Origin of the sequence: Nocardiopsis sp. NPDC006938 (assembly GCF_042869555.1) — a bacterium.
GTDB lineage: Bacteria > Actinomycetota > Actinomycetes > Streptosporangiales > Streptosporangiaceae > Nocardiopsis.
Genome location: NZ_JBIAGA010000010.1, coordinates 181,844 through 204,222, shown reverse-complemented (window position 1 = coordinate 204,222; position 22,379 = coordinate 181,844). Strand labels below are relative to the sequence as shown.

General features: G+C 71.7%; 17 protein-coding genes and 3 tRNA genes. 7 read left to right on the top strand and 13 right to left on the bottom strand.

Translation table 11 applies throughout. From position 1 onward, the window contains the following. Positions 1-15: 15 nt before the first annotated feature. The 6 genes from ACFYL4_RS17095 (at position 16) to ACFYL4_RS17070 (ending at position 6,462) form a co-directional block, all read left to right on the top strand. The gene (locus tag ACFYL4_RS17095) at positions 16-702 is read left to right on the top strand and encodes an IclR family transcriptional regulator (RefSeq protein WP_387519207.1); all 687 of its coding nucleotides are present in this window, start codon (positions 16-18) and stop codon (positions 700-702) included. Positions 703-949: 247 nt separating this feature from the next. Then, positions 950-1,825 (top strand): M24 family metallopeptidase, encoded by an 876-nt coding sequence (locus tag ACFYL4_RS17090; RefSeq protein WP_387519165.1) that lies wholly within the window; start codon positions 950-952, stop codon positions 1,823-1,825. Further along, positions 1,822-3,555 (top strand): SDR family oxidoreductase, encoded by a 1,734-nt coding sequence (locus ACFYL4_RS17085; RefSeq protein ID WP_387519163.1) that lies wholly within the window; start codon positions 1,822-1,824, stop codon positions 3,553-3,555. The genes ACFYL4_RS17090 and ACFYL4_RS17085 overlap by 4 nt, the downstream gene beginning before the upstream one ends. A gap of 47 nt (positions 3,556-3,602) precedes the next feature. Continuing rightward, positions 3,603-4,562 carry a metal-dependent hydrolase gene (locus tag ACFYL4_RS17080; protein ID WP_387519161.1) on the top strand — a complete coding sequence of 320 codons (960 nt, stop codon included), beginning with the start codon at positions 3,603-3,605 and terminating at the stop codon, positions 4,560-4,562. Continuing rightward, positions 4,559-5,686, top strand: coding sequence for a PDR/VanB family oxidoreductase (locus ACFYL4_RS17075; RefSeq protein ID WP_387519159.1), 1,128 nt, complete (start codon positions 4,559-4,561; stop codon positions 5,684-5,686). Before ACFYL4_RS17080 ends, ACFYL4_RS17075 begins: the two co-directional genes overlap by 4 nt. A 173-nt stretch (positions 5,687-5,859) precedes the next feature. Then, complete coding sequence (locus ACFYL4_RS17070) at positions 5,860-6,462, top strand: TetR/AcrR family transcriptional regulator (protein WP_387519205.1); 603 nt, start codon at positions 5,860-5,862, stop codon at positions 6,460-6,462. Between the two features lie 189 nt (positions 6,463-6,651). On the opposite strand, the gene ACFYL4_RS17065 is transcribed toward ACFYL4_RS17070, so the two are convergent. The 6 genes from ACFYL4_RS17065 to ACFYL4_RS17040 form a co-directional block, all read right to left on the bottom strand. After that, positions 6,652-6,727 (bottom strand) — tRNA-Glu (locus ACFYL4_RS17065). 121 nt (positions 6,728-6,848) lie between these two features. Continuing rightward, positions 6,849-6,924, bottom strand: a tRNA-Glu gene (locus ACFYL4_RS17060). 49 nt (positions 6,925-6,973) lie between these two features. After that, a tRNA-Gln gene (locus ACFYL4_RS17055) sits at positions 6,974-7,045 on the bottom strand. A gap of 133 nt (positions 7,046-7,178) precedes the next feature. After that, entirely contained in the window at positions 7,179-8,627 is a 1,449-nt protein-coding gene (gene gltX, locus ACFYL4_RS17050; protein ID WP_387519157.1) for a glutamate--tRNA ligase, read from the bottom strand. An 89-nt stretch (positions 8,628-8,716) separates the two neighbouring features. Continuing rightward, on the bottom strand, positions 8,717-9,796 hold the full coding sequence (locus ACFYL4_RS17045; protein ID WP_387519155.1) for an SGNH/GDSL hydrolase family protein: 1,080 nt from the start codon (positions 9,794-9,796) through the stop codon (positions 8,717-8,719). 101 nt (positions 9,797-9,897) lie between these two features. Then, on the bottom strand, positions 9,898-10,698 hold the full coding sequence (locus ACFYL4_RS17040) for a fumarylacetoacetate hydrolase family protein (protein ID WP_357768557.1): 801 nt from the start codon (positions 10,696-10,698) through the stop codon (positions 9,898-9,900). A gap of 414 nt (positions 10,699-11,112) precedes the next feature. On the opposite strand from ACFYL4_RS17040, the gene ACFYL4_RS17035 reads away from it, so the two are divergent. Then, positions 11,113-11,907 carry a DUF3152 domain-containing protein gene (locus ACFYL4_RS17035; protein ID WP_387519204.1) on the top strand — a complete coding sequence of 265 codons (795 nt, stop codon included), beginning with the start codon at positions 11,113-11,115 and terminating at the stop codon, positions 11,905-11,907. A gap of 109 nt (positions 11,908-12,016) precedes the next feature. Here the strand turns inward: ACFYL4_RS17035 and ACFYL4_RS17030 are convergent, their stop codons facing one another. From ACFYL4_RS17030 to ACFYL4_RS17000, 7 genes are all read right to left on the bottom strand, one after another. Then, complete coding sequence (locus ACFYL4_RS17030; RefSeq protein ID WP_357768555.1) at positions 12,017-13,420, bottom strand: ABC transporter substrate-binding protein; 1,404 nt, start codon at positions 13,418-13,420, stop codon at positions 12,017-12,019. Positions 13,421-13,451: 31 nt separating this feature from the next. Then, positions 13,452-14,354, bottom strand: coding sequence for a carbohydrate ABC transporter permease (locus ACFYL4_RS17025; RefSeq protein ID WP_387519153.1), 903 nt, complete (start codon positions 14,352-14,354; stop codon positions 13,452-13,454). After that, entirely contained in the window at positions 14,351-15,298 is a 948-nt protein-coding gene (locus ACFYL4_RS17020) for a sugar ABC transporter permease (protein ID WP_357768569.1), read from the bottom strand. Before ACFYL4_RS17020 ends, ACFYL4_RS17025 begins: the two co-directional genes overlap by 4 nt. A gap of 415 nt (positions 15,299-15,713) precedes the next feature. After that, positions 15,714-17,324, bottom strand: a complete 1,611-nt coding sequence (cimA, locus tag ACFYL4_RS17015; protein ID WP_387519151.1) for a citramalate synthase — start codon at positions 17,322-17,324, stop codon at positions 15,714-15,716. A 356-nt stretch (positions 17,325-17,680) separates the two neighbouring features. Further along, positions 17,681-18,796 carry a branched-chain amino acid aminotransferase gene (locus ACFYL4_RS17010; protein WP_387519149.1) on the bottom strand — a complete coding sequence of 372 codons (1,116 nt, stop codon included), beginning with the start codon at positions 18,794-18,796 and terminating at the stop codon, positions 17,681-17,683. Positions 18,797-18,999: 203 nt separating this feature from the next. Beyond that, a complete protein-coding gene (locus ACFYL4_RS17005; RefSeq protein ID WP_387519147.1) occupies positions 19,000-20,064 on the bottom strand; it encodes a 3-isopropylmalate dehydrogenase in 1,065 nt (354 codons plus the stop codon). 686 nt (positions 20,065-20,750) lie between these two features. Then, entirely contained in the window at positions 20,751-22,370 is a 1,620-nt protein-coding gene (locus ACFYL4_RS17000) for a glycosyltransferase (protein ID WP_387519145.1), read from the bottom strand. Positions 22,371-22,379: the final 9 nt, after the last annotated feature.

Genomic DNA, 22,379 nt, shown 5'->3' with positions numbered 1-22,379 from the left:
GTCCTGGACAAGACGATGTCCGTCCTCGACGCCCTGGAGTCGGGGCCCGCGTCGCTGGCCCAGCTGGTCCAGATCACCGGTCTGGCCCGCCCCACCGCCCACCGTCTCGCCGTCGCCCTGGAACGGCACCGCATGGTCACCAGGGACAGCCAGGGCAGGTTCGTACTCGGACCGCGCCTGGGAGAGCTGTCGATCGCCACGGGCGAGGACCGCCTGCTGGCCGTGGCCGCTCCGGTCCTGGTGCAGCTGCGCGACCTCACCGGCGAGAGCGCCCAGCTCTACCGCCGCCAGGGCGATCTCCGGGTGTGCGTGGCCGCCTCCGAACGCAGCAGCGGCCTGCGCGACACCGTCCCCGTGGGCAGCGAACTCCCGATGAACGCCGGATCGGCCGCCCAGGTCCTGCTGGCCTGGGAGGACTCCGACCGCATCCGGCGCTCTCTCGTGGGCGCGCGTTTCACGGCCGCCAGCCTCGCGCAGGTGCGCCGCCGCCGCTGGGCCCAGAGCGTCGCCGAGCGCGAACAGGGGGTGGCCTCGGTGTCGGCCCCGGTGTCCGGACCCGGCGGCCGCGTGATCGCCGCCGTGTCCGTCTCCGGACCGATAGAACGCCTCACCCGCTCCCCGGGCCGCATGCACTCCCAGGCCGTGGTGTCCGCCGCCGAGAAGATCAGCGAGTCGCTCCACACCTACGAGGGCGCGCACTAGGTGTACTGACCATCGAGGTTGAGTACACCTAGGCAGCCCGCCGCCCCACCCACCCGTCCCGCCGCCGTCGGGGGTCCGACCCCGGCACCACCCGCCCTTTCCACCCCCGCCCAGCTCCTGGCACCCACTCCTCGGCCGCGCCCGCCGACTCCGGCGGACGCGGCCTCCGTCGTCTCCGGGGGCCTAGACGACACACCCCGGCAGGACACCTCTGGACTCTTATTGACACTTTGTCTAACATGACGGAATGTCTCACAAGAATGTGACCGGGGACACTACCGCCCGGGCCGAGCTCGACGCCTTCCGTGAGCTGCAACAACTCGCCTACCAGGCCGCCAGCGACGTGGCGGCCGCCCTCGAACCCGGCGTGACCGAAAGAGAGGCCGCCCGGCGCGTCCGCGAACTCCTGGAGGCGCGCGGGGTCCAGGACTGGTTCCACACCCCCTTCGCCTGGTTCGGCGACCGCACCGCCTTCCGGAACTTCCGCGTCCCGTTCCAGTTCTTCCCGACCGGTCGCCGTCTGGAGGAGGGCATGGCCTTCATCCTCGACTGCGCCCCCGTCCGGGACGGCTACGTCGCCGACATCGGCTATTCCGGCTACCTGGGCGAGAACCCCCTGCACGACCTGCTCATGGACGACCTGCGCGCGCACCGGTCCCTGATCGTCGAACGGGTCCGGGCGGGCGACACCCTCCAGGACGTCTACCGCGCCGTGGACGCCCTCATCCGCGAGCAGGGCTACGACAACCGGCACCGCGTCTACCCCGGCCGCGTCATCGCCCACCAGCTCGGGAAGGTCACATCGCGGCTGCCCCGCGCGATCGTCGCGGGCTTCGGCGTGCGCTCCCTCCAGACGCTGGTCGGCGACCTCGTCGTCGAACGCCTGCACCACCGCTCCCCCCTGTGGGCGGACGGCGACGTCTCCGCTCACCCGGCCACGCCCGGTCTGTGGGCGGTCGAGCCCCACATCGGCTTCCGCGACCTCGGGGTGAAGTTCGAGGAGATCCTCGTCGTCACCGAGGACGACGCCCACTGGCTCGACGACGACCTCCCGCACGTCCGCCGCTGGGCCCGGACGTCACCCGCACCCGCCGCCGCCAGCGAGGAGACCGCGACCGCATGAGCACCCGACCCTCCCTCCGCGTCACCGCCACCGACGGGCAGAGCCTGGCCGTCTACACCGCCGGAGACCCCGGCCGACCCACCCTGGTACTGGTCCACGGCTACCCCGACAACGCCGCCGTCTGGGACGCCCTCGCGGCGGACCTGGCCGTCGACCACCACGTCGTCACCTACGACGTCCGGGGCGCAGGGCACTCCACCGCCCCCGACGAGCGCTCCGGCTACCTCCTGGACCAGCTCGCCGACGACCTGCGCTCCGTCACCGACGCCGTCAGTCCGGACCGCCCCGTCCACCTCGTCGGCCACGACTGGGGCTCCATCCAGACCTGGCACGCCGTCACCGAGCCCGCGCACGCTAACCGCTTCGCGTCCTTCACCTCGATCTCCGGCCCCGGCCTCGACCACGCGGGCCACTGGCTCAGGAGGGCCCCCGACGGCGTCCGCAACGTCCTGCGCCAGGCCGTGCGCTCCAGCTACATCGGGTTCTTCGGCACTCCGGGGCTCCCCGAGGCCGCCTGGCTGAGCGGGGTCGGCGGCCTCGCCCTCGCCGGACTGGAGCGCCTCGGCGGCGGCCACCGCGTCCCCGCCCGCAGGGCCACCCGCGACTACCTCAACGGACTGGAGCTCTACCGCGCCAACATGCTCCGCCGCTTCACCCGGCCCGCCGAACGACGCACCGGCGTCCCGGTCCAGGCCCTGGCCCCCACCCACGACGCGTTCATGGTCGACCAGGTCCAGTCCAACGCCGGGCGCTGGGCCGACGACTTCCGCTTCCACCGCTTCCAGGGCGGACACTGGGCGGTCCGCTCCCGGCCCGCCCCCGTCGCCCGCCGCGTCCGCGCGTTCGTGGCCGAGATCGAGTCCGGGGAGCCGCGCCCGGTCCGCAACCTCACCGCCGGACGGGCCCGTCGGCACGGCGGCGCGTTCGCCGGCCAGGTGGCCGTGATCACCGGGGCGGGCAGCGGTATCGGACGCTGTCTCGCCTTCGAGCTGGCCGAGCGCGGGGCTCGGATCGTCGCGGTGGACCTCAACGGGCCCGCCGCCGAGCGGACCGCCGCGCTCTGCTCCCTGGTCACACCCGGCTCCGCCGCCCAGCGCGTGGACGTCACCGACGCCGCCGCCATGGAGAAGCTCGCCGCCTGGGTGTGCGACGCGTACGGGGTTCCGGACATGGTCGTGAACAACGCCGGAATCGGTGTGGCCGGACCCTTCCTGGAGGCCAGCACGGAGGACCTCGAACGGGTCGTGGACACCAACCTGTGGGGCGTGGTCAACGGCGTCCGGGCCTTCGCGCCGATGATGGTGGAGAGCGGCGGCGGAGGCCGGATCGTCAACACGGCCTCGGCCGCCTCGTACCTGCCCTCACGCCTGTACGGCGCCTACTCGGCGACCAAGGCGGCGGTCCTCGGACTGAGCCGCTCCCTGCGCGGTGAACTCGCGGGCCGGGGGGTGTCCGTCACGGCGGTCTGCCCCGGCCTGATCGACACCGGCATCATCTCCAACGCCCGCCTCTCCGGCATGGGCGAGGTCTCCAACGCCAAGGACCGGCTCAACCGGCTGTACCGGCTGCGCGGCTACACCCCGGAGAGGGCGGCGCGGCGGATCGCCGACGCCGTCGAGTCCGACCCGGAGATCGTCCCGGTGACCGCCGAGGCCCACATCGGACTGGCCCTGTCCCGGCTCTCCCCCGCCGCCGTGCGCGCGTACGCACGCCTGACCCCGCCGCTGTGACCCGTCCCGCACCGCTCGGACGCCCCGACCCGCCCAGGAGGCCGACCATGAGCCCCGACACCACCCCCGCGCCCGCCGTCCCCGACCCGACCGGTACGGACGAGCCCGACCGCCTCGCTCTGCACGCGCGCGACGTCCACTTCGACTGGAGCGCGCTCGACCTGCACTGGATTCCGGGAGAGCCCTTCGCCACGCACGTCATCAACGTCCTCCACCTGCTGCTGCCCGAGGGGGAGCGGTGGTTCGTCGAGGTGTTCAAACAGGCCGTGCCGTACATCACCGACGACGAGCTCCGCGAGCAGGTGCTCGGCTTCATCGGCCAGGAGGCCGTACACGCCGAGGCCCACGCCGGAGTCCTCGACCACATGGACGCCCACGGGCTGGACCCGCGCCCCTACGTGGAACAGATCGCCTGGATGTTCCGGGTGGTGCTCGGCGACCGCGACCTGTCCGGCGACCGCGAGTTCGCGTGGCTGCGAACGCGGCTGGCGGTGATCGCCGGGATCGAGCACTACACGGCCGTCCTCGGCCAGTGGGTGCTGGACGCCCGAGCGCTGGACGAGCACGGCACCGACCCCACCATGCTCGACCTGCTGCGCTGGCACGGCGCGGAGGAGGTCGAGCACCGGGCGGTGGCCCACGACCTGTACGCGCACCTGGACGGCGGGTACCCGCGCCGCGCCCTGGCGATGGGAGTGGCCGCCTTCGCCCTGGCCGCGCTGTGGGTGCGCGGGGTCCGGTTCCTGATCACCCACGACCCGTACCTGCGCGGACGGATCGACGGGCGCCGCCCCAGGGCCTCGTGGGCACTACGCGACGGGCGGCGCGGGCTGATCCCGCACCTGGGGCGCCTGGCCCGGGCCGTCCCCGAGTACCTGCGCCGCAGGTACCATCCCTCGCACCACGGCTCCACCAGCCAGGCCGTCGCCTACCTGGCGGTCTCCCCCGCCGCTCGGGCCGCCGACGCCGCCGAGCGGGAGGCCGCACGGCGGGAGGTCCGGCCATGACGGGCCCACCCCGCCAGAACGCGGACGGGCTCCGGACCGCGCACGGCTCCGAGTCCTACGCGAACCCCCGCCCTCCGGTGTCCCTGTTCGGCCGGGGCGGGCGCCCCGACCGGTTCATGCTGGCCCTGGAGCGCCTGGCCGCGCGGATCGAACCGGCCACGGCGCGGTGGCGTCCCTGCCACCCGCCGCGCGTCCCCGACGGCGACCTGCCGGTACGGATCGCCCGGGTGGAGCGACCCGCCCCGGACGTCGCCGCCCTCACCCTCGTGCCCGCCCGCCCCGGCACGACGCTGCCCCGATGGCAGCCGGGGCACCACGTGGACACGGTGCTCGGCGACGGCGTCGTGCGCCCGTACTCGCTGTGCGGCGATCCGCGGGACCGCTCCTCCTACCGGATCGCGGTCCGCCGCGTCCCGGGCGGCACCGGTTCCGCTCTGGCGCACGCGCTCGTCGCCGGGGACACGATCGCGCTGCGCGGGCCGCGCAACGCGTTCCCCTTCACCAGGGCCGAGCACTACCTGTTCGTGGCGGGCGGTATCGGGATCACCCCGATCCTGCCGATGGTCCGGGCCGCGCACGCCGCCGGACGCCCGTTCCGGTTCGTCTACACCGGCCGGAACCGGGAGAGCATGCCGTTCCTGGACGAACTGCCCGCCGCCTCCGACCACGCCGACGTCCTGGTGCGTCCCGACGACGAGTACGGGCGGCCCGACGCCGCCGAGCTGCTCGACGGGATCGCGCCGGGCACCGCCGTGTACGTGTGCGGACCGGCCCCGCTGATCGCGGCCCTGCGCGGGCGGGTCCCTCCGGCCTCACCGTTCTTCTCCGAGCGCTTCTCGCCACCGACCGTCTCGGACGGCCGCCGGTTCGAGGTGCGCCTGGGCCCCGACGGCCCGGTCGTCACCGTCCCCGAGGACGAGTCGGCTCTGGACGCGGTGCTCCGGGTCCGCCCCGAGACGGCCTACTCCTGCCGCCAGGGGTTCTGCGGCACCTGCCGGGTGGGGTTGTTGTCCGGGACTCCCGACGACCGGGACCGGCCGACCGGCGGCTCCCCGCGCGGCACGGGGTTCGCGCTCTGCGTCTCGCGGGCCGACGAGGGCGAACGGCTCGTGCTGGATCTGTGAGCGGACCCGGGGAGCGGTAGTTTCGGAGCGGGGCCCCGGATCGGAGCGGGGCGGCAAGGGCTCGGGAGGTTGCGACAGCGGTGGTGTCCCACAGGACCGGCCGTCACCAGGCGCGGGTGACGGGTACGGCGGTCCCGGTCGGCGGACCGGGCTCCGGACGGCGCCCGCGCCGCATGGCGCCGCACGAACGCAGGGACGACCTGATCCGCACGGCGCTGCGCGTCTTCGCGCGGCGCCCGCCCGGCGACGTCACCCCGGAGGAGATCGCCGAGGAGGCCGACGTCTCCCGGGCCCTGGTCTACCGCTACTTTCCCAACATGGCGGAGTTGCGCCGGGCGGCACTGGAACAGGCCATGTCGGAGCTGATGTCGCGGCTCTCCCCGCCCGACCACCTGTCGCCCACCGAGCAGCTGAGGGCGGCCCTGCGCACCTTCGTCGACTTCGCGGACTCCTACGCCCCCTCCTACGCGGCCCTGCTCAACGGGGGTTCGGTGATCTCCACGGAGGAGACCGAGGCGCAGATCGACCGGGTCCGCGACGGTGTACGGGCGCTGATCCTGGAGCGGGTGGGTGTGACCGACCCCTCGCCCCGGCTGTTGCTGGCCCTACGCTGCTGGGTGGCGGCGGTGGAGACGGCGGTGATGTCGTGGCTGCGGGAACGGCAGATGGCACGCGACGAACTCGCCGACTGGCTCCTGGAGCAGCTCGCGGCGATGCTGACCGCCGCCGGGGGCCCTCAGGAGGAACTGGAGCTCCTGACCGCCCGGGCGGGCTGAAGCGGCCCCGCCACGGGTGGTCACCCGGCGTACACCCGGGCCTCGCCCCCGGGCCACGACCGGGATTCACGGAGCGGAGCGTCCGCCTCCCGCCGTAGAAGGGCCCGCCCATGCCCGGCTCCCGGCCGGTAGGGCCCGGGGCCGGAGACGACGGAAGGCCCCATCCGATGGATGAGGCCTTCGTGCCGTTGGTACCCCCGAGCGGATTCGAACCGCCGTTACCGCCTTGAGAGGGCGGCGTCCTAGGCCACTAGACGACGGGGGCCTACGCGATCCGGTGGACCGCTGGTCCGTGCGGCCGTCGAAGACGAACCAACGCGAACCGGACACCGGTGACAAGCACCGGCCAACAGGAAGGCCTCCACCAGGTGGAAGCTTCCTGCCGTTGGTACCCCCGAGCGGATTCGAACCGCCGTTACCGCCTTGAGAGGGCGGCGTCCTAGGCCACTAGACGACGGGGGCGCACCGTGGATCGTGAGATCCGTGCCGACCATGGAACCATGGTCGTGCGCTGGCCTACCAGGACTCGAACCTAGACTAACTGAACCAGAATCAGTCGTGCTGCCGATTACACCATAGGCCAATGCTTTGGGAGGACCCGGTCGCTTTCGCTTCCCTGTCCCCCTCGGCGACGTGTTCAACTCTAGCGGACATTCGGAGTGCTCGCGAACGGGAATCGGGGTGGCCGACCTGTGTGCCCGGCCACCCCGCACCGATCAACCCGCGTCGGCCGCCTTCTCCTCGGCGCGCAGGCGCTCCAGGGCGGACTCCAGGCGCGCCTGGACCCGCTCGCGGCCCAGCAGCTCCAGGGACTCGAACAGCGGCAGGCCCACCGTCCGCCCCGTGACGGCCACGCGCACCGGGGCCTGGGCCTTGCCCAGCTTCAGGCCGAGCGTCGCGCCGGTCTCCTCGGTGGCGGTCTTGAGGGCGTCCGCCGTCCACTCCAGCTCCGGGTCGGCGTAGCGGGCCAGCGCGGCCTCCACCATCTCCTTGCCGACGCCGGGCTTCATCGCCTTCTTCCAGCTCTTCTCGTCCTCGGCGGGCTCCTTGAGGAACAGGAAGTCCACGTTGGGGACGATCTCGCTGAGCACCGCCACACGGCTCTGGGCCAGCGGGGCCACGGCCGCGAAGACCTCCGGGTCGTAGTCGGCGGCGTCCCACGGGGTACCCGCGCCGGTCAGCCAGGGCTGGCAGCGCTCGGCGAACTCCTCGACACTCAGCGCGCGGATGTACTCGCCGTTGAACGCGCGCAGCTTCTTCTCGTCGAAGAACGCGCTGGAGCTGTTGACGTCCTGGACGCGGAACAGCGGCATCATCTCCGACCACGGCATGATCTCGCGGTCGTCACCCGGCGCCCAGCCCAGCAGCATCAGGTAGTTGACCATCGCCTCCGCCAGGTAGCCCTCCTCCTGGTAGGACTCCAGGGCGACCTTGTCGCGGCGCTTGGACAGCTTCTTGCGCTGCTCGTTGACGATGACGGGCAGGTGCGCCCACACCGGCGGGGCCAGATCCAGGGCCTCCCACAGCAACTGCTGCTTGGGGGTGTTGGACAGGTGCTCCTCGCCCCGGACCACGTGCGTGATCCTCATCTCGACGTCGTCGAGCACGTTGGCCAACACGAACAGCGGCGAGCCGTCGGCGCGGGCGATCACGAAGTCCTCGATGGCGGCGTGGTCGAACTCCACGTCGCCGCGGATCTGGTCGCGTACGACGGTGGGGCCGCCCTCGGGCACACGGAAGCGCAGCGCCCGGCCCGGGCCCGGCTCCAGGCCCCGGTCGCGGCAGAAGCCGTCGTATCCCAGGTTCGGGTTGTCGCGGCGCTCCTGGACCTGCTCGCGGGTGCAGTCGCAGTAGTAGGCGCGACCGGAGCGGTACAGCTCCCGCGCGGTCTCACGGTGCTTCTCGACGTAGGCCGACTGGAAGTACGGGCCCTCGAAGTGCGGGTCGCTCGCGTCGATGCCGATCCAGGACATCGCGCGGATGATGCCGTCGGTCCACTCGGGACGGTTGCGGGCGGCGTCGGTGTCCTCGATGCGCAGGACCATGCGGCCCTCCGCCTGCTGCTGGGCCAGGGCCCAGTTGAAGAGGGCGGAGCGGGCGCCGCCGACGTGGAACATGCCCGTGGGGGACGGGGCGAAGCGGGTACGAATCGGAGTCTCAGTCACGCCCCCGAGGATATCGGTGGCCCGGGATGACCTGTGGGAAGTCCCGGAGGGCCGACGGACGGGCGCGACGGGGCGCCGCGCGCCGGGGTTCAGGGGCGGATCGGCAGGGGACGGGCGTGGGCCGGGCCCAGGCCGAACTCGCGGGAGAGGGCGTCGGCGAACCCCGCGGCGATCCTGACCTCGCCGTCGTCGTTGGGGTGGGTTCCGTCGTAGGTGTCGGCGTAGGGGTCCCACCCCTCGGCGGCGGACAGGTCGAAACTGGCCACCGGGGACTCCGCCGTGGACAGGTCGGCGGCCACGGCGCGGACCAGTTCGTTGTAGACGTACACGCGCAGGGCGAAGCCCTGGTCCTGGTCGGCCAGCGTGATGGGCAGCGCCTCGGCGAACAGAATCCTGATCCCGGGGTTGGCCTCCCGGGCCCCCTCCACGTACGCGCGCAGCCGCGACTCCATCTCCTCGGCGGTGATGGGGTGCAGCAGGTCGTTGATGCCGATCATCACGCACAGCACGTCGGGCTGGTGGGCGCTGACGTCGGCCTCGATGGTGACCAGGGCGTCGGCGAGGGTGCGCCCCCAGCGGGCGTTGTGGTCCTGGTCGAAGTCGGGGTCGCGGTAGGTGACGCCGTCGTGGGCCTCCGAGGGGTCGGGGAGCTCCGAGGGGTCGAGCGGCACTCCCGGGCGGTCGGCCCGGAGCTCGTCCCGCGTCGCACCGCCGGAGGGCGTCGCGTCCTCGTCGAGGTTCTCGAACAGCCCCTCGAGGCCGCCGTCCGAGGGATCGGTGCCCTCGCCCGTCTCCGGCCCGCCGGTCTCACCGCCGTCCCCACCGAAGAGTTCCGGCGGAATGATCTGCTCCGGAGTGGCGGGGGCCGAGTAGGGACCGACGAAGTCGAGTCCGTCCACGTGCGGTTCGAGGTGGTTCCACAGGTGGAAGCGCCAGGTGCGGTCCCCGCCGGCCCCGTGGGTCATGGAGTCGCCCGCGAGCATCACGCGCACCCGGTCACGGTTCTCCAGCCACGCCCCGGGATCGGGCTCGTCGGCGTGGTCGGATCGGCTCGGGTCGGGCCGGATGGCCGCCCACAGGCCCGCGCCCGCCAGGCACACGATCAGGGCGACGACCCCCGCGAGGAGCGCGGGGCGCCGGGTGCCGGTCAGGAGGGTTCGTGCTGCCACGGGGTGCGGTCCTTCCGCTCGGGGACGTGCGCGCCGTCGTCGGGGCCCGGCTGGCCGTGTGCGGGGCGCGCCCCGCACACGGTCAGCCGGGCCGCCCGGGATCAGTCGCGGGTGACCACGCGGTTGGTGATGGTGCCCAGGCGCTCCACGGTGACGGCGACCTCCTGGCCGACCTCCACCGGCCCCACCCCGGCGGGGGTGCCGGTGAGGATGACGTCGCCCGGGAGCAGGGTCATGAAGGAGCTGATGTAGGAGACCATGCCGGGGATGTCGTGGATGAACTGCGACGTGCGCCCGTCCTGGCGGACCTCGCCGTCCACGGTCGTGGTGACCGCGAGGTCCTGGGCCTCCTCGATGCTCAGGCCGGTGGTGATCCACGGCCCGATCGGGCAGAAGGAGTCGAAGCCCTTGGCCCGGGTCCACTGCTTGTCGGTCTTCTGGAGGTCGCGGGCGGTGACGTCGTTGGCCACGGTGTAGCCGAAGATGACGTCCTTGACGCGCTCGCGCGGGACCTCGCGGCAGGGGCGGGAGATGACGATGGCCATCTCGCCCTCGTAGCTCACCCACTCCGAGACGGACGGGTAGAAGACGGGGTCGTTCGGCCCGGTGACCGCCGTGGACGGCTTCAGGAAGACGACGGGCTCGGCGGTGCCCTCCCCGGTGAGGTCCTTCATCTCCTCGACGTGGTCGGCGTAGTTCTTGCCGATGCACACCACCTTGGTGGGCAGGACCGGCGACAGCAGGCGCACGTCGGAGAGCCTGGCCCGCTCTCCGGTCAGCTTGATGTCCCCCAGCAGAGGGTGCCCCGTCAACCGGGCCACGAACTCCTCTCCGCTGTCCGTGTCCCTCTCGACCAGGCCGAAACCGACCTCGTCACCGGCCGCGAACCGTGCGATACGCACCTGATGCCTCCCAGCAGCCCTCTTGCTCGCTCTTGCCGTTGAAGCGTAGCGGCGCCGGGTGGGACCCCGCCCGGCACGTCCGGGTGCGCGCCGGGGAGGCGAAGTGTCACATGAACCGAGAGTGACGACTTGGACACACAATGGCGGCGACAAACACCCGAAGAGATGACACACCCACCCTTCCCGGGGCTCAGCCTGGCCCGCTCCGGGGGCGTTCTCTGTCATGCTGGAGGTACTGTGCGAGGCCTCCGGGGACCTCCGTTCCCCCGGGCCCGCGATACCACCCTCCGGACAGCGAGGGTCCCGCACCCTCCCGTCGGAGTCCAGGCGGAACCACCGTCCACTGTCGAGAGGTTGAGCCTCGTGCCCGCTTCAGCTCCGCGACCCAAGCACCGCCGACGCCGCCGGTACCCCATGGGTCTGGCGCTCGGCCTGTGCCTGGTCTCGGGCGCGTCCGCCGTCCTGATGGTCAGCGTTCCCGAGCCCGGCTCCGAGCTCGACTCACGCGAGGAGACCTCCGCGACCGGTCCCGTGGGCGACGGCGTGCCCGACGACGGCACCCGGGCCCGCCCCGGCTCCGGCGACGCGTCGGACGAGTCCGCCTCCGGCCGGTCCGCCCCCTCCCCCGAGGCGTCGCCGACCGCCGAGGAGGACCTCCCCCCGCTGCTGCGCTCGGTGGTGGAGGAGGTCGACACCGCGGACGGCGACCTCAAGACCATGAAGGGCGAGGGCGACGTCATGGGCGAGGGACCGCTCACCACCTTCGCGGTGGAGGTCGAGAAGGGCCTGCCCGGCCGGGACGGCGACTTCGTCGACGCCGTCGAGGAGATCCTCGGCGACCCCCGCAGCTGGGGCAACGACGGCGACCGTTCACTCCAGCGAGTGGACGGTGACGACGCCGACATCCGGGTGCTGCTCGCCGCCCCGGACACGGTCGACCGCATGTGCGCGCCGCTGAACACCAACGGCTACGTGTCCTGCGCCAACGGCAACCGCGCCATCATCAACCAGAACCGCTGGGTGGCGGGCGTCGACCACTTCGACGACGACCTGGAGACCTACCGGATCTACCTGATCAACCACGAGGTCGGCCACACCCTGGGCCACGGCCACGTCGACTGCCCCGGGGAGGGGGAGCCCGCCCCGGTCATGCAGCAGCAGACCCTGGGCCTCCAGGACTGCGAGGCCAACGGCTGGGTGCACCCCTGATCCCCGGTGGACCGGGCGTCGACCCGCTGGCGTGAGCCGACGCCGGGCGCGGACGGGGCCGCGGTGGTGGCTCCACCGCGGCCCCGCCGCACCGTGTCGGCGCCGGTCGTCAGTCCTCGACCGAGGCGTTGTACTCACCGATGGTGCGGGACACGCCCGCGGCGGCGTCGGCCATGGCCTGCTCGGCGGGGGTGTCACTGGTCAGGGCGGTCTCCCAGCCCTCCTCGGCCGCGACGCGGGCCTCGGACATGACGCCCATCATGCAGCCCGCCGTGTTCTCGGTGATCTCGGAGTCCGCCAACTGGTTGGCTGCCATGGAGAACTGGGGGAACTCCTCGGCGCGCGCGGAGGCCTCCGGCCCGTCGTAGCCCTCGGTGTTGACCGCCAGGTATCCGGTTCCCGCGTGCCAGACCGACTGCGACTCCGGGGTCAGCAGGAACTGGACGAACTCCCAGGACCCGCGGATCTCCTCAGGGGTGTGGCCCTCGCCGTTGATCCACAGCGACGCGCCGCCGATGATCGAGCCGCCCGGGTCGTCCGAGCTGATCAGCGGGAAGTACCCGGCGCCGACCTCGAAGTCGGACTGCTCGATGAACCCGCCCAGGGAGCCGGTGGACTCCAGGGTCATCGCGGCCCGGCCGGAGGTGAAGGCGGCCTGGCCGTCGTCGGTGTTGCGACCGATCTGGACCGCCAGGTCGTCCTCGATCATCTGCTCCCACCACTCGACGAGCTCCACGATCTTCGGATCGTCGAAGAGCACCTCGGTGGCGCGGCCGTCACGGCCGTTGGAGTTGTCGCAGTACGGGACGGCGGCGCGCGCCATGAACTGCTCGATGAACCAGCCGTACACGGAGGCGCCGAAGCCGTACTGCACCACGGTGCCGTCGTCGTCCCTGACGGTGAGCTTCTCGGCGGCCTCGCGGATCTCGGCGAGGTCGGCGGGCGGCGCGTCCGGGTCGAGCCCGGCCTCCTCGAACGCGTCCCGGTTGATGTACATCAGCGGGGTCGAGTTGTTGAAGGGGAACGAGCGCAGCTCCCCGCCGACCGTGAAGTAGTTGAGGAGCGCGTCCTCGATCGAGGAGGTGTCGTAGTCGTCCTGGTCCAGGAAGGACTGCGCGGGGACGGTCTGCGCGGAGTCGATCATGAACTGCGTGCCGAGGTCGAAGATCATGATCATCTCGGCGGTGTCGCCCTGCTGGATCGCCGCGCGGTGGCTGGCCAGGGCCTCGTCGTACTGACCCTGGAAGGACCCGGTGACCTGCACCCGGCCCTCGTTCTGGGCGTTGAACTCGTCGATGAGCCCGTCCAGCACCTGGCCGTTGGTGGCGTCCATGCTGTGCCAGAACTCGACCTGGACCGCCTCGTCGAGGTCGTCCAGGACCTCCGGACCGGGAGCGGTGAGGTCGCTGCCGCCACCGCCGCCGCCACCGCCGGAACAGGCGCTGAGGGCCAGGCCGAGACCGGTGAGCAGGGCCGCGGCTCTCACGCCGCGGCGTCGGGGGATTCGTGTCATGGGTTCTTCTTCTCCAGTCGTGGTACGGGGCCTACTTGACCGCGCCCGCGGTGAGGCCCCGGACGATGAAGCGCTGTCCGAAGATCACGAGGGCGAGGGTGGGGATGACGGACAGCGCCGCGCCGGCCAGGACGAGGCCGGGGTTGGCCGCCTCGCCCGCCTTGAGGCTGTTCAGACCGATCTGCAGGGTCTGCATCTCGGTGCTGCGGGTGATGATCAGCGGCCAGAAATACATGTTCCAGCTGGTGATGAACACGTACATGCCGACGGCGGTCAGGGCCGGTTTGCTGAGCGGCATGAGGATGGTCCACAGGAACCTGAGGTGCCCCATGCCGTCCATGCGCGCCGCGTCGTACAGCTCGCGGGGGAACTGCTTGAAGCTCTGGCGCAGCAGGAAGGTGCCGAAGGCGTAGGCCAGGAAGGGCAGTACCAGGCCCGCGTAGGTGTTGCCCAGACCCCACCCGGTCAGGGTGAGGTAGTTGGGGATGAAGGTCGCCTCGGCGGGGACCATCAGCGTGGACAGGAACAGCGCGAAGACGACGGCGCTGCCCCGGAACCGCAGGAACACGAACGCGTAGGCGGCCATCGCGGACGTCAGCAGCTGGCAGACCGTGATGATCCCGGCCATGACCAGCGAGTTCGTGTACATGCGCAGGAGCGGGACGGCCCCGAGCGCGCCCTGGAGGTTCTCGAGGTGCACGCCGGTGGGCAGGAGGCGCGGCGGGAACGTGGACAGTTCCCGCGACTCCATGAGTGTTCCCACGAACACGTAGTAGACGGGGAACAGCACCGGCACCAGCAGCGCCGCGAGCAGGACGTACAGCAGGACGCGCCCGGCGACGTGCCCGGCCCCGTGCCGGTGGCGCGCGCGGGGGCGGGCCAGTGCGGTGCGGGCGGGCCCGTCGGCGGTGGCCGTCGCGGGGGTCCCGGTCATGAGTAGTGCACCTTCCGCTCGATGACTCCGAACTGGACGACGGTGCACACCAGGACCACGACGAGGAGCACGAGCGCCTGGGCGCTGGCCCTGCCGAAGTCGCTGGTTCCGTAGGCGAAGGCGTCCTGGTAGATGGAGTAGACGAGGGTGGTCGTGGAGCCGACCGGGCCGCCCGCCGTGAGGATGTGGATCTGTCCGAAGCTCTGCAGCGCGTTGATCGTCGAGATCACGATCAGGAAGAAGAGCTGGGGACCGAGCATCGGGATGGTGACGTCCCAGGCCAGGCGCGGACCGGTGGCGCCGTCGATGCGGGCGGCCTCGTTGACCTCCTTGGGGATGGAGCCGACCCCGGCGGCGAGCACGAGGACTCCGTACCCGAGGTTCATCCACACCGTGGTGATGGCCACCGACCACAGGGCCATCTCCTGGGAGGTGAGCCACGGGACCTGGTCGAGCCCCATGCGGTACAGGACGCCGTTGAGGACGCTGTTGCCCGGGCTGTAGAAGACCGCGAAGATCACCGAGGCGCTGGCCACGGAGAAGGCGAAGGGCAGCGCGAAGGCCCCGCGCAGGAACCGCTGGCCCCGGATCACCCCCTCCAGGAGGAGGACGACCGCCAGGGCGCCGATCACTCCGGGGACGACGACGCCGAGCGTGAACACGAGGGTCGTCAGGAGGATGCGACCGAACTCGGGCGAGACCATCTCGGCGAAGTGGCTCAGACCGACGAAGCGGTTGGGCTGGCCGATGATGTCGTTGCCGTGCATCGACAGGTAGACGGTACGGCCCAGCGGATAGACCAGGAAGAGCGCGAAGACCGCCACGGACGGGGCGAGGAAGCCCCAGGCGAGGATCGCTTCCCGGCCGGGGCGGGCGCGTTTGTTCGAGGACCGGGGAGAGGGTGGCGACGCGGCGCGGCGTTCTGTCACCGAACCGTGGGTCACACCGTTCCCCCCGTCCCGTCGGATGGTGGGTGAGGACACGCCCCGAAGTCTTCACGGGGCAGGTGACCTGTGGTTCGCGGGAGGACGAACTGTGCGCCAACGACAATGCGCACATGGGTTATGACCGGCATCTATCACCACTTGTACTACGCGAATGGGTTCAAACTCCGCAGTATCGAGTGGCCAGAGACACACTGGCTATGACCTGAAGGACAGGTCTGTCTTACCTTTGGGTAAGAAGCGACCGCCTGACCTCGGGTTCCGAGGTCAGGCGGTCGCGTGACACGGGGGTTCTCCACCGTGGAGATCACGTCACCGGCACGACACCGGGGCGGTGGTCAGCGCACATCGCGACGGGGACGCGGCGGTGACGCACCGCGCACGGCGCCACAACGGCCGGGCGCGGGTCGGGACGTCAGCCCCGCGGGTAGCCCTGGCGCAGCAGCCCGTACGTGATCGCCTGCTCCAGCGCCACCCAGGAGGCGTCGACGACGTTCGGACCCACGCCCACGGTGGTCCACTCCTCGGCGCCGTCGCTGAAGGTGACGAGGATGCGGGTGATCGCGTTCGTCCCGGAGGTGCCCTCCAGGATGCGGACCTTGTAGTCGGTCAGCTCCAGCCCGGCCAGCGCGGTGTACACGTTCTCCATCGAGCTGCGCAGCGCCCGGTCCAGGGCGTTGACCGGACCGTTGCCCTCGGCGGTGGCGATGACCCGTTCGCCCTTGACCCGGAGCTTGACCGTGGCCTCGCTCAGGCTCTCGTCCTCGCTGGAGAGCGGGCTCGCCCCGGCGGACGGCCGGCGCTCGGTGATGACCCTCCAGGACTCGGTCTCGAAGTAGCGGACCGGCGAGCCCAGCTCCTCGCGCAGCAACAGTTCCAGGGAGGCGTCGGCCGCCTCGAAGCTGTAGCCGGACAGTTCGAGTCCCTTGACCCGTTCCACCACGCGCCCGGACAGCTCACGGTCTCCGGACAGGTCCAGGCCCAGCTCCCGCGCTTTGAGCTCGATGGAGGCGCGCCCGGCCATGTCGGAGACCAGCATGCGCATGCGGTTGCCGACCAGGCCCGGGTCGGTGTGCTGGTAGAGGTCGGGGTCGACCTTGATCGCGGAGGCGTGCAGCCCGGCCTTGTGGGCGAAGGCCGACACCCCCACGTAGGGCTGGTGGGTGTCGGGGGCGAGGTTGACGATCTCGGCGATCGCGGTGGACACCCGGGTCATCTCGGCCAGGCATCCCTCGGGGAGCACGTCCATGCCGCGCTTGAGCGCGAGCGCGCCGACCACCGAGAAGAGGTTGGCGTTGCCCACGCGCTCGCCGTAGCCGTTCGCGGTGCACTGGACGTGCGTGGCTCCCGCGTCGACGGCGGCCAGGGTGTTGGCGACCGCGCAGCCGGTGTCGTCCTGGGCGTGGATGCCCAGGCGGGCGCCGGTGGCCTCCAGCACCTCGGTCACCACGCGGGTGACGTCGTCGGGGAGCATGCCCCCGTTGGTGTCGCACAGGACCACCACGTCGGCTCCGGCGTCGGAGGCGGCCCGGACCACGGAGAGCGCGTACCCGGGGTTGTGGTGGTAGCCGTCGAAGAAGTGCTCGCAGTCCACGAACACGCGCTGCCCGTGCTCGCGCAGGTGGGAGACGGTGTCGGCGACCATGGCGAGGTTCTCGTCCAGGGTCGTGCGCAGCGCCCGTTCGACGTGCCGGTCGTCACTCTTGGCGACAAGGGTGACGACCGACGCGCCGCTGTCGCGCAGTGCGGCCACCTGGGGGTCGTCGGCGGCCCTCACACCGGCCCGGCGGGTCGCGCCGAACGCGGTGAGTCGCGCGTGTTCCAGCGTCAGCTCTCGTGAAGCCCGCTGGAAGAACTCGGTGTCCTTGGGGTTGGCTCCCGGCCATCCGCCCTCGATGAACGCCACTCCGAGGTCGTCGAGCAGCTTCGCGATGGCCAGCTTGTCGGAGACCCGCAGGTTGATCCCCTCGCGCTGGGCTCCGTCGCGCAGCGTGGTGTCGAAGACGTGGAAACTGTCGTTCCTCATGGGTGGAACTCCCGGTCGGTGCTGTGTGTGGCGGCCCCGGCCAACAAAAAAGACCCCTCGTGGACACGAGAGGTCAGCGCGCTGGCGGGGTCCGGGTCCTTCCCCGCGTCACGCGGGGAAGTCGTCAGCCAGCGCGCCCCAAAATAATGCGTACCTGGGACAGCATGCGGCCAGTGTGCCACACGAACCCGGTGGAGTCGCAGCTCGGAGCCGAGATGTCTCACTTGGCGAGACGACACATCCTCATATCGGACACTTCGGGCGTCCTCGGCGCTGCCCGCGAGCGCGGCGGAACGCCACGGGGGCCGCCACCGGCGTCCGGTGGCGGCCCCCGTGGGCGCTCGTGTCGGATGGCCCTAGAAGCGGGTGATCCAGCCGTGCTTGTCGTCGCGCAGGCCGGTCTGGAGGCCCACCAGCTCCTCGCGCAGGCGCAGGGTGACCGGGCCGGGTCGGCCGTCACCGATGGTGAACTCGCCGTCGTCGCTCTTGACGTGGCCGACCGGGGTGACCACGGCGGCGGTCCCGCAGGCGAAGACCTCGGTCATCTCGCCGGACTCGGCGGCGGCCCGCCACTCCTCGATGGACAGCGGCTCCTCCTCGGCCGGGATACCCAGGTCCGGGGCGAGCGTGAGCAGCGACTCACGGGTGATGCCGGGCAGCAGGGTGCCGGTCAGCGGGGGCGTGCGCAGGCGGGCGTTCTCACCCTCGCCGAACACGAACCACAGGTTCATGCCGCCCATCTCCTCGACCCAGCGGTGCTCGCGGGCGTCGAGCCACACGACCTGGTCACAACCCTTCTCCACCGCCTGGGCCTGGGCCAGGAAACTCGCGGCGTAGTTGCCCGCGAACTTCGCGGCGCCGGTGCCGCCGGGAGCGGCCCGCGTGAAGTCCTTCGACAGCCACACCGTGACCGGCTTGACGCCGCCGGAGAAGTAGGAGCCCACCGGCGAGGCGATGAGCAGGTAGACGTAGCTGCGCGAGGGGTTGTTCACACCCAGGCCGACGTCCGTGGCCACCATGAACGGGCGCAGGTAGAGGCTGAAGTACTCCTTGGACGGAACCCACTCGCCGTCGTGTTCGAGCAGCAGCCCGATGGACTTGAGGAACAGCTCCTCGGGCAGCTCCGGCATGGCCATCCGCGCCGCGCTGCGGTTGAAGCGGGCGGCGTTGGCCTCGGGGCGGAAGGAGGCCAGCGAACCGTCCGGGTGGCGGTAGGCCTTGAGCCCCTCGAAGATCTCCTGGGCGTAGTGCAGGGCCGCCGTGGCGGGGTCCAGGCTCAGCGGGCCGTAGGGCTCCAGTCTGGCGTCGTGCCAGCCCTTGCCCTCCGTGTACCGGATGCTCACCATGTGGTCGGTGAACACCTGACCGAAGCCGGGGTTCTCCAGCAGTGCCTCGCGCTCCTGCGGGGTCTTCCGCTGGTCGGAGAGCTGGATGTCGAACGTCAACCCAGTGGTGGTGGTGTCGTTGTTCATGTCGTCGGTGGTCCTCTCGGATGCAACGGGTCGGCAGCGCCGCCGACCTGGGATCTAGTGTGTCGGAAGAGCGCACCCGGTGCCAGGGCGGGGCACACGGACAGCGGGCGCGCGGAGGTACTCCGGCGCGCCCGCTGTCGGTCACGTTGACTCGTACGTCGGCCGCGCCTCGGAAAAGGGGGCAGGGCCGACGCCGACGGGGGTCAGCCCTGCTCGGCTACTCGCGCGGCGAGGTCGTCACCGATCCGGGAGGTGGAGCGGACGGCGTCCCCCTGGGCCCGGGTCTTGAGGTCGGCGGAGACGGCGGCCTCGATCCGGCGGGCGGCCTCGGGCAGGCCCAGGTGCTCCAGCATGGTCGCGGCGGAGAGCACGGTGGCCGTCGGGTCGGCCAGGCCCTGACCGGCGATGTCGGGCGCGGAGCCGTGGACCGGCTCGAACATGCTGGGGGAGGTGCGGTCCGGGTTGATGTTGCCGCTCGCGGCCAGGCCGATGCCGCCGGTGATGGCGGCGCCGATGTCGGTGATGATGTCGCCGAAGAGGTTGTCGGTGACGACCACGTCGAAGCGCCCGGGCTGGTTGACGAAGTACATCGCGGCGGCGTCGACGTGGCAGTAGTCCACGGTGACCTGCGGGTACTCGGCACCGACCTCCCTGACCGTGCGCTGCCACAGCTCACCGGCGAAGGTGAGGACGTTGTCCTTGTGCACGAGGGTCAGCTTGCGGCGGGGGCGGCTCGCGGCCTTCTCGAAGGCGTAGCGGACCAGGCGCTCGACACCGAACCGCGTGTTGACGCTGTCCTGGGTGGCGACCTCGTGGGGGGTGCCCTTGCGCAGTACTCCCCCGGCGCCCGCGTAGGGGCCCTCGGTGCCCTCGCGCACGACCAGCATGTCGATGTCCTCGGGACCGACGCCCGCGAGGGGGCTCTCCACACCGGGGTAGAGGCGCACGGGGCGCAGGTTGACGTAGTGGTCGAACTCGAAGCGCAGGCGCAGCAGCAGGCCGCGCTCCAGGACTCCGCTGGGAACGGACGGGTCACCGACCGCGCCCAGGTAGATGGCCTCGTGTTCGCGCAGCTCGGCGGCGACGGAGTCGGGCAGCGTCTCACCGGTGCGGTGCCAGAGCCTGGCGCCCAGCTCGTACTCGGTGGTCTCGACGGCCAGGTCGTACTGGGAGGCCGCGACCTCCAGCACCTTGAGACCCTCCGCGACGACCTCGGAGCCGATCCCGTCACCCGGGATGACGGCCAGTTTCACGGTGCGAGCTGCCATTGGACTGCCTCTAACTCGGACGAGACCCCGCCACGGTCGTCTCACCTGGCGAGATCAATGGAACAGTAGGTGAGACAACTGTACCGGCCCGGGTGACCGGTGCAGTCGCTCGACCTCGGACGCCGCTCAGTCGCGGCGGTTGATCGCGTCCTGGAGGGCGCGGTGGACCTCGTCCTCGGTGTCGGGAGTGGACGGGTACTCGACCATGTCGTACATGTGATCCTCCGGAAGGCTCTGCGTGACGGCGGGAGCGCGCGGCCCGGCCGCTGGCGTTCGACGGTGGTGCGCGCCGGGGACGGACGGCTACGGGCCGGACCGGTCCGCTCGGGCGCGGTGTGGGCGACGTTGTCCACGACGAAAGGGACAGGAGCTCGCCCCGGCGGGATCGACTGCCGGAGGCACCGACACGGCCTGCGCGGAACACCGCGTCAGGGACGCCCGGACAAGGGTGGCGCCGGGCGGCGCGTGGGCGCTGGACCGTGGTGTGCGGCGGTGGAGCCGACACCACTGACTCCTAGGTCGTCAGAATATCGGAGGTCCAACTATATGACCAGGAATTCTCACATGCCGAGACAAAACCGTGTCGGCGCTGGTCAGGGCGGTGGAGAATCGGTGCGAAATGCGCGCCGACCCGCCCCCGACCGGTAGGACGGGACCGACACCGGACCCCACCACACCGGCAACGCTCACCTCCGCAGGCCGCAGAGCAGAAGCCACGCGTGGCGTCCCTGGGTCAGCGCGCGCAGCCGTCGCTCCCACCGCTCGCACTCCGTCCGCCAGCGTTCCTCCTCCTTCTCGGCCTTGCGCATCTTCCTGTGCCAGTCCCTCGGAGGCCCGTCCCCGTCCGGTCCGGCCCGCGCCACCAGCCCGTCCGGCTCCATGATGTGGACACCCCACAGTCCGGCCACCACCGCGTCCCGGTCCGCCGCCCCCGCCCCCAGGTGCCGCGCACGGGCGAAGGCCGCGGTGCGCTCCAGGCGCAGGCGATGGGTCCACCCGCCGTTCCCCCGCACGCTGACCAGCCCCGCGCCCTCCCGGTCCGCGATCCCGGTGAGGGTCCGCACCATGCTCCGCCCCGGCACGACGCCGGGCGACAACAGCAGCCTGAAGGGGACGTCCGGGTCCGGAACCGGCTCGGACTCGGCGAGGACCACCCTCGGCTCGCACCGGTAGTGCTCGTGCGCCAACCTCAGGTCCAGCGACGGGTCGTCGACCGTGGCGTGCCTCCCCGGCGTCACCCGCCACCACTCCCCCACCAGCGTGACCCGGACGTCGGCCACCTCACCCGCGAGCAGCCCGTCCACCGTCGCGACCACGTCGTCGGCCCCCCGGCCCACCGTGTCGACCACCACGTCGACGAACGGCACCTGCCAGGTCCGCACCGGAGCCGTGCGCCGGGAGTTCAGCCGGGGCACGCGGTTCTCCACGAACGGACGCCGGAAGCGCGCCGCCTCAGCCCCGCGCCGTTCGGTCGTCGGCGTCCCCAGGTGGAGCCCGACGGCGACGGGCTCGGGAACGAAGACCGCTCCCCGCTGCGAGAGCCGGTACCCGAGCTCGCTGTCCTCGCCCATCACCAGGTCGGCCGCCGAACCCCCGGCCTCCGTGTACAGGGCCCGCGGCACCGACGCGGTGGCCCCGGTGAACACCTGCCACGCCCGGTGCCCCGCGTCGCGCAGCCCGTCGGTCCGCTCCAGGACCTCGGTGATCCACCGCATGGACTCGGCTCCCGCACCGACGAGGTCCGCGAACCTCCCGTCCCGCACGTGTTCGTACACCTCGCCGGGGGTCGGTACGGGGTCCGGATCGTCGCCGAACTCCACCTTCCCCATCACGACGAGGTAGTCGGCCAGGTGGTGCCAGCGCATCTGCGCCTCCACGTGCTCCCGCCCGACGACCACGTCCGCGTCCAACCGCATCAGAACGGTCGCCCGGGTGGCCAGCGCCCCCGCGCGGACCGCGTGCCCCGGCCCCCACCCGTCGGCGGGGGCGGTGACCAGCCGGGTGTGCCTCGGCCGGATCTCCGGAAGCCGCAGCGCGGGCGCGCTGCCGTCGTCCACCACCACGACCTCGGTCAGGTCGGACGGGTAGCTCTGGGCCGCGAGCGAGGCCAGGACCAGGTCGAGCCGGTCCTGCCCGCCGTGCGCCGGAACGACCACGCCCACCGACAGCTCCGGCTCCCACCCGCCCAGAGGAGGCGGTTCCAGCACCGAGTAGTCGTTGCGGACGATCCCGGGTCGCCCCGGGAGAGCGCCCCTCGGTCGCGCGCCGAGATCCGGCCCCGCACCGCGTTCCTCGTCGTTCGTCATGACGCTCCC

Bases quoted from the DNA above. Each gene is read 5' to 3' on its own strand.
- ACFYL4_RS17095 (WP_387519207.1), top strand. From the start codon at position 16: ATGTCCGTCCTCGACGCCCTGGAGTCGGGGCCCGCGTCGCTGGCCCAG.
- ACFYL4_RS17090 (WP_387519165.1), top strand. From the start codon at position 950: ATGTCTCACAAGAATGTGACCGGGGACACTACCGCCCGGGCCGAGCTC.
- ACFYL4_RS17085 (WP_387519163.1), top strand. From the start codon at position 1,822: ATGAGCACCCGACCCTCCCTCCGCGTCACCGCCACCGACGGGCAGAGC.
- ACFYL4_RS17080 (WP_387519161.1), top strand. From the start codon at position 3,603: ATGAGCCCCGACACCACCCCCGCGCCCGCCGTCCCCGACCCGACCGGT.
- ACFYL4_RS17075 (WP_387519159.1), top strand. From the start codon at position 4,559: ATGACGGGCCCACCCCGCCAGAACGCGGACGGGCTCCGGACCGCGCAC.
- ACFYL4_RS17070 (WP_387519205.1), top strand. From the start codon at position 5,860: ATGGCGCCGCACGAACGCAGGGACGACCTGATCCGCACGGCGCTGCGC.
- ACFYL4_RS17035 (WP_387519204.1), top strand. From the start codon at position 11,113: ATGGGTCTGGCGCTCGGCCTGTGCCTGGTCTCGGGCGCGTCCGCCGTC.
- ACFYL4_RS17030 (WP_357768555.1), bottom strand. From the start codon at position 13,420: ATGACACGAATCCCCCGACGCCGCGGCGTGAGAGCCGCGGCCCTGCTC.
- ACFYL4_RS17025 (WP_387519153.1), bottom strand. From the start codon at position 14,354: ATGACCGGGACCCCCGCGACGGCCACCGCCGACGGGCCCGCCCGCACC.
- cimA (WP_387519151.1), bottom strand. From the start codon at position 17,324: ATGAGGAACGACAGTTTCCACGTCTTCGACACCACGCTGCGCGACGGA.
- ACFYL4_RS17010 (WP_387519149.1), bottom strand. From the start codon at position 18,796: ATGAACAACGACACCACCACCACTGGGTTGACGTTCGACATCCAGCTC.
- ACFYL4_RS17005 (WP_387519147.1), bottom strand. From the start codon at position 20,064: ATGGCAGCTCGCACCGTGAAACTGGCCGTCATCCCGGGTGACGGGATC.
- ACFYL4_RS17000 (WP_387519145.1), bottom strand. From the start codon at position 22,370: ATGACGAACGACGAGGAACGCGGTGCGGGGCCGGATCTCGGCGCGCGA.